The following is an 11,344-nucleotide window of genomic DNA, read 5'->3' as shown; positions in this document are numbered from 1 at the left end:
TTTAGTCTTTGGAAAGGATAATTTGCTCGTTATATATATTCTTGATTTGCTGGATATTTGCATTCCAGCTTTTAAATTCTGAAGATTTTATAGTAGGATCTTTTATGGTATACTGTTTTTGATAAAGCAATTCTCCGTCCTTTTCCGAATAATTAATGGAAAGCTCATAATCTTCTGTACCAACCTTGAAATTTTGCGGTTTACTGGAAATGCTATAACCTTCGGGTATGGTGACTTTAAAAGTAGATTCCAGGTTTTTTTTGGCATAAAACTGATAATCTGATTTTCGTTTTTCAAATTCCAGATTGCTTAATTCTTTCTCCATATCCAAATCCAGATACATCATATCGCCAAAAGTGGAAACTGCGTTCTTGATACGAATATCATATTCAATATTTAAAATCGTATCCCTGTTATTAAGATCTGAAGTGCGAATATTCGCTACCTGGATATTGTTATTGCCATTGCTAAGGTACCAGCTTAAAAAATCATCCTTTCGGTCATTTTTTAAAGAATTAAAGGTGTGGAGCAGGGAAGCCCTGCTTTCTCCTGCAAAAGTTTTGTGTACAGTCCCGCTAATTTCCTCGCCTGTAATGGCCAGATGGTAAGTTTCTTTTTGCGTATTAAAATTGGCATTTTCTATCGGGACGTTTTTCAGGATAAAATCTTCACCATTTTCGATAAGCATTTGTTTGCCCTGAATCCTGCTGGCATATTCGCCCATAGAATTAAACTTCTCGGTTCCGTCTAAAAAAAGCATTTTATCGTCCAGCATGACCGTACAAATCATATGATTATCTACAGAAAGGTTGGGTGTGGAATAATCGTAGGCAATATGATTGGTGCCAATCCAGGTTAACCTGGCATCAAATCCGGCTTCGGTAAGCATTTGTTTGGTGAGATTGGCCATTCCTTTACAATCTCCATATCTTTTATTGAATACATGTGAAGCTTCATCGGGTTTAAAGCCGGCTATGCCATCTTCAAAAGCGATATAGCGAATATTGTCCTGAATCCAGTAGTAGATGTTTTTTATCTTTTCTTCCTCATTATCGGCTTCGGCAGTTAGATCCTGGACCTTTTCGACCAGGGAGGTATTATCGTTTTCCAGCTCATTGGCCAGTGACTTGTACCAATTATAAAGATCCTGGGTATCTTTAAATAAATTCACTTCAGTACCTTCAAAAGAATAACTTTTTGGCAATACGAGTAAATGTGGGTAAATATGGCTGGGTCCCGGGATATGATCCTCATCGCTCATAGCGGGAATATTTTCTAAGGTGTAGGTTAAACGTTTCGATCCATTATCCAGTTGGATACTTTCCTTTTTTATATTAAAATCCTGAAAATTAATTTCCTTTAATTCCAAATCTAACCATTCCGGGATAGTGACAACAATCTTTTTATTTCGGGCTGGAAACTGATCATTGAAATTAAGTTTTGTAAAATATTTAATATCCTTTATCTCCTTGACCACCCTGGTTTCATAGCGATAAGCTTTCACCGGAAAGTCAAGATATACCCATTTTACCCTAACATCGTTATGAAAAAGGTCATTGTCTTTATAAGCTTCGTCCATGATCTTATATCTGGCCTTTTTTTGATTTGCTGAAAATACTTCGAATTCGGTAATTTCAGATTCACTATCATAAAAGCTGAATATTTGAATATCAGATCTACTCTCCAGGTTGATCAGGTTATTATTTATTTGCTGATGCACGATCACCTGTGCTTTATCTTTATCAATTTCAAAACTGATGATTTCTTCACTATCAATTAGGCCTACTTCATCATCAGTAAAAATTTCCTTGAGATTCCCTGCAAGTTGAACATCTTCAGTAGAGGGTTCTACATGTTTTTGAGCTATTAGGGCTGTGGGTAGAATAATGAGCAAAAACATACTCATCCTGAAAAATTGACTCATAAGATTGGTTAGTTGGTATTAAATGTAGAACAAGCCCGGTTGATTTCAAAATATTTTGTTAAAAAGATTTCACCGCTTAAGTGAAAAAATCATTTTGGAGTTCAGATTTTTAGCATAAATGAGATGCTGAAACATCCCGATATCGGGATAGTTTGAGGGCAATTCTAAAACAAGCATCGTCGCCCTGTTTCAGGTTCTCTAATACGTACCCAAATTAAAAAAACGACATGGCGAGGAAACGAAGTGACCGAAGCGATCCCATGTAAAGAATAAACAAGGAAGAGATCGCCACGCTGCGCTCGCGATGACGAAAAAAACTAAAGACTAACTTAAATTGTTTATTCCGAACGGAGAGAGGAATCTCATCATCAATTAGCAATAACCAATCTACCAAAATCCTGCTTGCACATTTCGATTCCGCTATTAGTGACAAAGCATTCGTCATTTTATAGCGTAGAAAATTGATGTAGTTTTTAGCATATCTAATGAGATGCTGAAACAGCATGACGGCAATTCTAGATATCAGCATCGTCACTCGGAACTGGTTTTAGGATCTCTAATACGTAACCAAATAAAAATCCTTTACGATACTTTACAGGTAATCAGGAAGAAATTTTAAATTTTTCAATTGCTGTCGAAATTCACTAATCTTCAATTATCAATTATCAATTATCAATTATCAATTATCAATTATCAATTATCCTGTGATTTCCAAACTGCTATATCCCTGCCCGTTTCTGGTAAGCTGGATCTGGGTGGCGATCCTTTCTTTTAGTGAATCTACGTGGCTAATCACTCCAATCGTTTTGGACGATTCTGCCTGAAGTTTTTCCAGCGTATCCAAAGTTTGATCGAGAGTTTCTGGATCCAGCGTTCCAAAACCTTCATCTATAAAAAGGCTGTTGATTTCTACATTTTTCGACGCCAGGTCTGAAAGTGCAAGTGCCATGGAGAGGCTTAAAATAAAGGTTTCCCCGCCGGAAAGCGTTTTCACCGAACGGCGTTGCCCACCCATATGTTCATCGATCGCTACCAAACCATCATCTTCTTCCTCGGTAGGTTTATCGATAAGGTAGCGGTCACTGAGGTCTTTTAAGCGAACATTCGCCAGTTTTATGAGTCGGCTTAGGGTAAGGTCCTGGGCGAAATCGTTGAATTTATTGCCCGTGCGGTCACCTATTAGTTCATTAAGCATGCGCCATCTGCGGGTTTGCTTCTCTTTTTCCGCAATTTCTTCCTGTAGTTTTTGCATTCTGGTTACGCGCTCTTCCTGATTTTTCAGAATTCTGTCTATTTCCTTGCATTCGTTGCTAACCGACTGGAATAGCTCATTTTTCTCCTGCAGTTGCGCTTTAATTTCCTCCTCTTTTATTTCGGAATCCAGATTTTGTAATTCTTCAAGCTGATTTTGTAAGATTTTATGGGAAGCCTGATTATCGTCTATTTTCTTCTGAATTTGCTGTCGCTCCAAGCGTAATCTATTCGCTTCGGGAGCTGGCATTAAGGCGGAAAACCCTGTGGAAATTTCCTGGAAGCCTTTCTCACTCAGTTTAGGCAATAGTTCTTTTTCCAGAATTTGTAGACTACTCTCTTTTTCGAGTTGTAGCTTTTTCAGTTTTTCCCTGGATTCATTCAAATTTTTGAGATCACGCTCCAGGCTTATCCATCTGTTTTGATACTGCTCTACATCCTGCTGAATATCATTTCCAATATACAGCTCATCCAGTTTTTCCTTAAATAATTTACCTTCCTGAAGTATGGACTGTAGCTTTTTAATAATAGGTAGGGCAGCTTTTAAATGCTGAAGCTCTTTCTGCTCTTTTTCGAAATTGGTTAATTTTTCGACCTTATTTTCTAGGGTATCGCAGCGCTTTTCCAGTTCCTGAAGGTTCTGCGCATCTGCTAGTGAGCAGTACTTTTCCTGAAAATGGATCTTTAATTTTTGCAGATTTCCTTCCAGTGTTTTGCTGTTTTCGTTCAGCTCGCCTAAGTGTTTTTGATGATTTTTAAAATTTGTTGAATAAGTGTTGAGCATGGAAGTTTGTGTTTCCAGTTGCTCGCGAATATTTTTTATTTCTAATTCCAGCCTGGTATCTTTTTCAGGCAAATGTTCAGCGTACGGATGAGCTAAAGCACCACACAAAGGGCAGGGTTCTCCATCTTTCAGCTTGTGCCGTTGTTGTTCCAAACTGGCTTTTAGCTGCTCGTTTTCTCTTTTCAGAGTCAGGATTTCCAGTTCGGTTTGTAGTGTTTTTACCCGGGCCTGCTGTTTTTCAATGTCACCAGGAAGGGATTTTAGCTGTGGTTGTAGCTTTTCATTTTCCGCGGAATTTCTGCTTAACTCTTTTTGAATTTCTTCAATGGCGGAATAATCTTTCGTGGCTTCCCGGGTAGTTTTATATTCCTGCTGAAGTTTTGTCTTTAAAGCTTCAATTTCTTCAGTATTTGAAACTTTGAATTCCTCTTTCCAGTTTTTTAATGAATCTTCAGAATTTCGAATTTTTTCCTGGACCTCCAAATTCGTGAGTTCAGGATTTGTTTCATTTAGATGAATTTCCGTCAGGTTAAGTTCTGCTTCCAGCCTGGTTTTTTCTAACCTGTAATCGTTCAGTTTTTCTTTTTTCTGTTCCTTCAGGTTTAAAACCTTATTCCGAAATTCCATTAGATTTTTAGTGAAATTAGCTGAATCGGTTTTTGTTTTGGTGAACGCAACAACTTCAGAAATAAGTTGGCTGGTTTTTTCAGAATTATTTTTAAAACTGTCGGTAAGTGTAGTTTGTTCCGTTTTGAGATTGCTAATTTCTTTCCCTAGTAAATTCCAGTTCCGCAATTCCTCTGAATAATCCTGGACTTTTTCATGTTGCTGCAAAGGCGCTCCGTGTTCTTTTTCGAAAGAGGCCAAATTCGCTGTGGCAATTGCATGATTGTCTTCCAGGCTTTTTATATCAAGGGTTTTCTTCTGAATATCTTCCTTTAACGCCAGCGATTTTTTTAATTTTTCTATCTCCTTCTGAAAATCTTCGCAGGAAGTCGTTTTTTTCTGAAGTTCTGTATGATGAAGTTTCAGTACTTCCTCTTCCACCAAATTTTCTTTGATAATCTTTATCTCGTTCTGCTGTTGTTCAATATCTTTATTTAATTCAGCATTCTTTTCATAGACTTTTTGTCCTATCAAACGATAAATTCCGGTGCCGGTAATTTTCTCCAGCAAAGCACCACGCTCTTTTTTAGTGACTTTCAAAAACTGGGCAAATTCGCCCTGTGCCAGCAAAACCGCTTTGATGAACTGGTCATAGTTCAACCCGATCAACTCTTCATTTTTATTGGGGACATCAGATTTTTTGAGATCGATGAGTTCATTTTTCTGATGATCAAAAAGTTCCATTTCATAATCGCGAAGATTGTCATTGCGATTGGTGGAAATACTCCATTGGGAGCTAAAAATGCCGTTTTTACATTCATAAGTCACGCGGGCAATGGCTTCTTTCTGGTTACGAGTTAAAATTGCTCCTTTTGCGATAATCTCATTCCTGCTGATTTTCCCCAATCTGGGAACCTGGTTGAACAAGGCTAAAGAAATAACATCCAGAATGCTGCTTTTGCCGCTTCCCGTGGGACCGGTAATGGCAAAAAGTGAACTGCTGATAAAAGGTTCGGCAGAAAAATCGATTTCATGATCGCCACGTAGGGAATTCACGTTGGTAAAGGCTATTTTCAGGATCTTCATTGCGCCGACTTTTCAGATTGTTGTACTTCTTCAAAAATTTCCTCAAAAGCGCTTAGAATTTCCGTTTTTTGTCCCTCATCGTATTCATGATTGCCAATAAGCTCCAGAAATACATCTTTAGGTTTGAGGTCTTCCAATTGTTCATTTTCCGCATATATTTCTGAAATGCTTATCGTTTGATTCCTGAATTGCGCCCGTTGCTTGACAATTTCAAAATCTGTTTTCTCGAAATTATTTACCAGTTGATCCAGGGCATAAATTTTCTGGGCATCATATTGATCTTCAATAAGGTCAATTTCGATTAAAGAATCCAGTGCGCCAAATGACACTAAATCATTCAGTTTTTGCTGAATTTCAGTAAGGTCACCGCTAATCCGTATCAGTTTTCTAAAAGAAGGAACAGCGATGCTTTGCGGTTCCCAGCTATTTTGGGTGTTGATCATCAAAACACGTTTTTCATCTTTTCGTTCACTGAATGAAAGCGGCAGGGGAGAACCCGAGTAATAAACCGGAATATTAGCAGAGACTTTTTGCGGTTTATGAATATGTCCCAGGGCGATATAACTGAAATCTTCACCAAATTGTAAGGCATTGAACGCTGCCTGGTTTCCAATCTGGATATCGCGTTCACTTTCGGAAGTGTCAGCTCCTGCGGTGAACAAATGACCCATTGCGATCACAGGGGTTTCAGGATATTTTTCGGAACAAATTTTCGAGGCATTTTCAAATATAGTTTTAATCCCTTCGCGGATCGCCTGGAGGCGGTCATCATATGTTGAGGCAGAGTGGCCAGGCCTCAGATCGGCATCCCTCAAAAAAGGAATGGCGGCCACAACCACTTCTATTTCCCCCTTTCTATTTTTTACCGGGATGATGGTTTCTTCAAGGTTTGCGGGCAAACCTCCAATAATATCCATATCCAAAGCTTTCAAGATTTCTTTGGGGGCATCGAGCATGGAAGGGGAGTCGTGGTTCCCTCCGGTAGCGATGATCTTGCAATCGAGCTGTTGTAATTTGAGCAGCGCCTGGTAGTATTGTTTTCTCGCTTCTGAAGATGGATTGGCCAGATCGAAAATATCCCCGGAAATCAGCAAAAGATCGATTTTCTCTGAAATGATCAGTTTTTGCAACCAGTTTGTAAAAAGATCGAAATCTTTACTAAGCTCGTGTTTATGTAGTTTTTTACCAATATGCCAGTCGGCAGTATGCAGGATTTTCATAAAAATTATCGTAGCGATCTATAGTTTCAAAGTTACAATTTTGGAAATGGAAATCCCAGTATCCAATATATTAGGCATGAATATATTACACTGAATTAGTTTTTTATTAATTTAAAGGGCTAATTTAAAATATCAACTTTCCGTGGGAATTAATTAGAATCTATGAAACAAAAAATTTTAAATATCTGTTCTGCCCTATTTGGCTTATTCATGATTAACGCAGGCTTAAACAAATTTTTTAATTATATGCCGGTGCCTGAGGATATGGCTGAAGCAATTACCAAAGATTTCGCCGCATTAATGGAGATTTCCTGGTTAATGCCTTTGATCGCTATCGCCGAAATTATTGGAGGAATTCTCATCATTATACCAAAAACAAGGGCCTTAGGTGCCCTGGTCATCTTCCCGGTAATGGTGGGGATCTTATTGACCCATGTTTTGGTAGATCCAAATGGTTTAATTATAGTCTCGATTATTTGGGCAATTTTACTATGGATTTTGTTCGAGAATAGAGAAAAATACTCCCAACTTTTAACGAAATAATGAATTTTTGGGGATTTTAAGGTGGTGCCTCCCAGCCCCGAAGTCTCGGGGGAACCAGGGATTATTTTCTTTTACTTAGAATTTCTTTTAAAATTGAAGCAGCAATAATTTTTTCTATAAATTTTCTACTTTTCATCCGCTTGATGAAACTTTCTAAATATAGGGCTTCTTCTCTATTCTCGGTGTCAAATACGAGTTTTAGGGTCCAGTCTTGTGCTCCTTTTGTGTAGTTGTGTATAAAGTAAGGGGAATTGCGCTGATTTAATCGATGATTAGCATCCATAGTTTTCTCCTATATAATGCTTATCCAGTTTTTTAGAAAAAATGATATAGGCTGTGAACAGGACTAGAATTAAAAAACCCCAAACTAAATAGCCTGGGGTTTTAAGGTGGTGCCTCCAGGAATCGAACCAGGGACACAAGGATTTTCAGTCCTTTGCTCTACCAACTGAGCTAAGGCACCAATTGCTTTTGAAAGCGGTGGCAAATATAATTTCAATTTTAAAAACTCACAAAGGAAAACAGTAAAAATTGCTTTTGTATTTTTAGCCATCAAATAACTTTGAATGAATTTAGTTGTAGATATTGGCAACACCTTAGTAAAGACCGCTGTGTTTCAAAATAATAAGCTCCTGGAAAAACGAACTTTTTCGAAAGAAAAATTTTCTAAAGAGTTCGATATTATTCAGAAAAATTATCCATTAATCACAAAATGTATCATTTCTTCCGTTTCAAAAGACGATGAAAAGTTTCAAAATAAACTTAAAGCCAACTATAAAACTTTTTTTTTAGATGATCGGGTAAAGCTGCCATTTCAGAATGGCTATGCAACCCCAAACAGTCTTGGTAAAGATAGGATTGCAGTTGTGGCCGCAGCAGTAGATCAATATCCCGGAAAAAATGTACTTATAATAGATGCAGGAACTTGTATTACTTATGATCTTAAAACTTGTGAGGAAAAGTATCTTGGTGGCGCAATTTCTCCGGGAATCAATTTAAGATTTAAAAGCCTGCACAAGTTTACCGCGAATTTACCGTTAGTAACACCGAAGCCGGAGCCGGGAATCATAGGGAACTCTACTGAAACCAGCATATTATCCGGGGTTATTAACGGGATTAAAATGGAATTAAAATCCACAGCAGAATGGTATTTATCTGAATTTGAAGATTTAACAATTATTTTTACGGGTGGAGATCATCAAATTTTGTCTATGCCATTAAAAAATAGCATCTTTGCAAACTCAAATTTTTTGCTGGAAGGACTTAATTTCATTCTAGAATTTAACAAGACTCAATGATTAAACGATTTATAGTAATCGTAGCCTTATTTACTGCTTTTGTGGCAGAAGCTCAGGAAAATGTCTCATCTCCCTATTCATATTACGGGATTGGCTTAACCAATTTTAAAGGAACTGTAGAAAATCGCTCCATGGGCGGTCTTACCATTTTTTCTGATAGTATTCATGTAAACTTATTTAATCCGGCTTCTTACGCGAGGTTAAAATTGACGAATTATACCATTGGTGGAAGCCATGATCGCATCAGTTTAAAATCGGACTCTGCAAGTGATAATGCAAAGATCACATCCCTGGATTATTTAGCTTTAGGTGTCCCTATCAGCGATAAATTTGGTGTTGGGATTGGCCTTATTCCTTATACATCTGTGGGTTATAGGATTTTAGATATAGAAGAAGATAACGCCAGCAGGTTGAACGGAAGGGGAGGAATGAACAAGGTTTTCTTATCTGCCGGGTATGCAGTGACGAAAGAATTAGCCCTGGGAGTTGATGCCAATTATAATTTTGGGAATTTTCAGAATAGGAGAACCGTTTTAAGGGATAATATCCAATTTGGAACCCGTGATATAAATAGATCTGACATTCGCGGATTTAATTTTAACTTCGGGGCGAATTATCAGAAGATGATTTCCGAAGATTTACAGTTGCACATATCGGGTACTTATAGTCCGGCAATCGATCTAAAATCTGATAATTACAGGGAACTTTCCACAGTGCGGTTTACAGATGTGGGAGAACTGATTGTGGATACTGAAGTGGTAGATGTTGCCGATACCGACTTTACATTTCCAAGTCGCATTAGCTTTGGAACCGGGATTGGTAAGCCTTACAAATGGTTTATTGGGGCAGAATATAGTAACTTGGGCTCTTCTTCTTATGAAGATAGTTTTAGTTTTAGAAATGATGGGGGCGAATTTGAAGATGCTTCCAAATTTGCACTTGGAGGTTTTTATATTCCAAATTATAATTCTTTCACAAGTTACTTTGAGAGAGTTGTTTACAGGGCAGGTTTTAGATATGATGGCACCGGCCTCATCATCAATAACGAATCTATTAAGGAGTTTGGCATGTCTTTTGGATTAGGACTACCAGTTGGACAGTATTTCTCCAATGCAAACCTCGGAATCGAGCTTGGGCGTAGAGGTACCAAGGATTCAGGTTTAATTCAGGAGAACTTTTTAAGACTATCAATAGGATTGTCTTTTAATGACAAATGGTTCACTAAGAGAAAATTTAATTAACCACAATTATAACAAAGATGAAAACGAGATTACTAACATTATTTACACTTGCCGTGTTAGGTTCTGGAGTAACAAAGGCTCAATCTGGAGACTGCGTAACCACGGCTGCTCTTGCCTATGATGATGCAAAAGCTAAAAATTGGGAATCTGCTTACCCGGCATTACAAAAGGTAAGAAAAGATTGTCCTGATTACAGTTTAGCTACCTATCAATATCTAGAGCAGGCAATTGAAGCTCAACTTAAGACGGAAGAAGAGGGAGATAAGAAAGAATTAATTAACGAACTTATTGAAGTTTGGGAACAACGACTTGAATTGTATCCTGCCAAAACCAAAATAGGTAAAGTATACTCTGATATCGCGCAATTAAAGTATGACAATGGTTTGGGTTCTAAAGAAGAACTTTATAAGGCATATGACAAAGCATACCAGGAAGACAAGGATAACTTCACAAGTCCAAAAGGTTTATATGCTTATTTTGATCTTGTGGTAGATATGCATGATGAGGGGGACAGAGATCTTGAAGAGGTTTTTAACCAGTATGATGTGGTGATGGAGAAGATTGAAGAGGAAGAAAACAAAGCTGCGGAAAGACTTGCTCCACTTATGGAAAAGCAGGAAAACAATGAAGAATTAACCGCTAAGGAAAAGACTTCTATCCGAAATGCTGAAATTAACCTTGAGAACTACGCCATGGTTAAAAATGCATTGAATGGTAAACTTGGACAGAGAGCAGACTGTGATAACTTAATCCCACTTTACAATAAGGATTTTGAATCTAAAAAGACTGATGTAAACTGGTTGAAAAATGCCAACGCGAGACTTTCAAATAAAGATTGTACGGAAGATCCTTTATTCGTTCAGGTTTCTGAAGCACTTTACAAATTGGAACCATCAGCTAAAGCAGCCTTTTCTTTAGGTCAGACTGCTGAAGCCAGTGGTAACGGAGCAAAAGCACTGAAGTATTATAATGAAGCTGCGGAATTGGAAACCAACAAATCTGATAAGGCAAGAATTTATTACAGAATTGCGGGTAACTATAAAGATAAAGGTCAGTTTGGTCAGGCTAGAAGTTTTTACAACAAAGCTTTGGAAGCTAAACCATCATTAGGGAGTGCCTATCTTCAAATTGCAAATATGTATGCGAAGAGCGCAAACAGTTGTGGTACAGATACTTTTTCAAAAAGAGCTGTATACTGGTTAGCTGCAGATTATGCTTCAAGAGCTGCAAGGGTAGATCCGTCTATCTCATCTAATGCAAATCAGGCTGCTGCATCTTACAAAGGTTTAGCACCTCAGAAGTCTGATATTTTCCAGTCTTCCTATAAGCCTGGACAATCAATTTCTCTTGGATGTTGGATTGGGCAGTCAGTAAAAGTGCCTAACCTATAA

At 37.8% G+C, this 11,344-nt stretch carries 7 protein-coding genes and 1 tRNA gene; 4 read left to right on the top strand and 4 right to left on the bottom strand.

The annotated features are described in order from the left end of the window. Position 1: 1 nt before the first annotated feature. The 3 genes from DHD80_RS11685 to DHD80_RS11675 all read right to left on the bottom strand — a co-directional run bounded on the left by DHD80_RS11685 (position 2) and on the right by DHD80_RS11675 (position 6,871). Positions 2–1,924 carry a transglutaminase-like domain-containing protein gene (locus DHD80_RS11685; RefSeq protein WP_251741361.1) on the bottom strand — a complete coding sequence of 641 codons (1,923 nt, stop codon included), beginning with the start codon at positions 1,922–1,924 and terminating at the stop codon, positions 2–4. Between the two features lie 697 nt (positions 1,925–2,621). Next, positions 2,622–5,651: an AAA family ATPase gene (locus DHD80_RS11680; RefSeq protein ID WP_251741360.1), complete on the bottom strand. Its 3,030-nt coding sequence runs from the start codon at positions 5,649–5,651 to the stop codon at positions 2,622–2,624. Further along, positions 5,648–6,871, bottom strand: coding sequence for an exonuclease SbcCD subunit D C-terminal domain-containing protein (locus DHD80_RS11675; RefSeq protein WP_251741359.1), 1,224 nt, complete (start codon positions 6,869–6,871; stop codon positions 5,648–5,650). Before DHD80_RS11675 ends, DHD80_RS11680 begins: the two co-directional genes overlap by 4 nt. A 162-nt stretch (positions 6,872–7,033) precedes the next feature. Here DHD80_RS11675 and DHD80_RS11670 point away from each other — a divergent pair, with 162 nt between their 5' ends. Then, positions 7,034–7,414, top strand: a complete 381-nt coding sequence (locus DHD80_RS11670; RefSeq protein WP_251741358.1) for a DoxX family protein — start codon at positions 7,034–7,036, stop codon at positions 7,412–7,414. A 390-nt stretch (positions 7,415–7,804) separates the two neighbouring features. Here the strand turns inward: DHD80_RS11670 and DHD80_RS11665 are convergent. Beyond that, positions 7,805–7,877: transfer RNA gene (locus tag DHD80_RS11665), tRNA-Phe, on the bottom strand. Between the two features lie 103 nt (positions 7,878–7,980). Here DHD80_RS11665 and DHD80_RS11660 point away from each other — a divergent pair. Genes DHD80_RS11660 through DHD80_RS11650 form a run of 3 tightly spaced genes read left to right on the top strand, consistent with a single transcriptional unit; the run spans position 7,981 to position 11,344 of the window. Beyond that, positions 7,981–8,712: a type III pantothenate kinase gene (locus DHD80_RS11660; protein ID WP_251741357.1), complete on the top strand. Its 732-nt coding sequence runs from the start codon at positions 7,981–7,983 to the stop codon at positions 8,710–8,712. Further along, entirely contained in the window at positions 8,709–9,953 is a 1,245-nt protein-coding gene (locus tag DHD80_RS11655) for an outer membrane protein transport protein (protein ID WP_251741356.1), read from the top strand. The genes DHD80_RS11660 and DHD80_RS11655 overlap by 4 nt, the downstream gene beginning before the upstream one ends. A 17-nt stretch (positions 9,954–9,970) precedes the next feature. Further along, positions 9,971–11,344: a tetratricopeptide repeat protein gene (locus DHD80_RS11650; protein WP_251741355.1), complete on the top strand. Its 1,374-nt coding sequence runs from the start codon at positions 9,971–9,973 to the stop codon at positions 11,342–11,344.

The sequence above is a fragment of the Gramella sp. AN32 genome, from assembly GCF_023718305.1.
GTDB lineage: Bacteria > Bacteroidota > Bacteroidia > Flavobacteriales > Flavobacteriaceae > Christiangramia > Christiangramia antarctica.
Note: the sequence above shows the minus strand (reverse complement) of the source record. Positions and strands in the feature narration are given on the sequence as shown.

Excerpts from the sequence above, each read along its gene's own strand:
- DHD80_RS11685 (WP_251741361.1), bottom strand. The coding sequence starts at position 1,924 with ATGAGTCAATTTTTCAGGATGAGTATGTTTTTGCTCATTATTCTACCC.
- DHD80_RS11680 (WP_251741360.1), bottom strand. The coding sequence starts at position 5,651 with ATGAAGATCCTGAAAATAGCCTTTACCAACGTGAATTCCCTACGTGGC.
- DHD80_RS11675 (WP_251741359.1), bottom strand. The coding sequence starts at position 6,871 with ATGAAAATCCTGCATACTGCCGACTGGCATATTGGTAAAAAACTACAT.
- DHD80_RS11670 (WP_251741358.1), top strand. The coding sequence starts at position 7,034 with ATGAAACAAAAAATTTTAAATATCTGTTCTGCCCTATTTGGCTTATTC.
- DHD80_RS11660 (WP_251741357.1), top strand. The coding sequence starts at position 7,981 with ATGAATTTAGTTGTAGATATTGGCAACACCTTAGTAAAGACCGCTGTG.
- DHD80_RS11655 (WP_251741356.1), top strand. The coding sequence starts at position 8,709 with ATGATTAAACGATTTATAGTAATCGTAGCCTTATTTACTGCTTTTGTG.
- DHD80_RS11650 (WP_251741355.1), top strand. The coding sequence starts at position 9,971 with ATGAAAACGAGATTACTAACATTATTTACACTTGCCGTGTTAGGTTCT.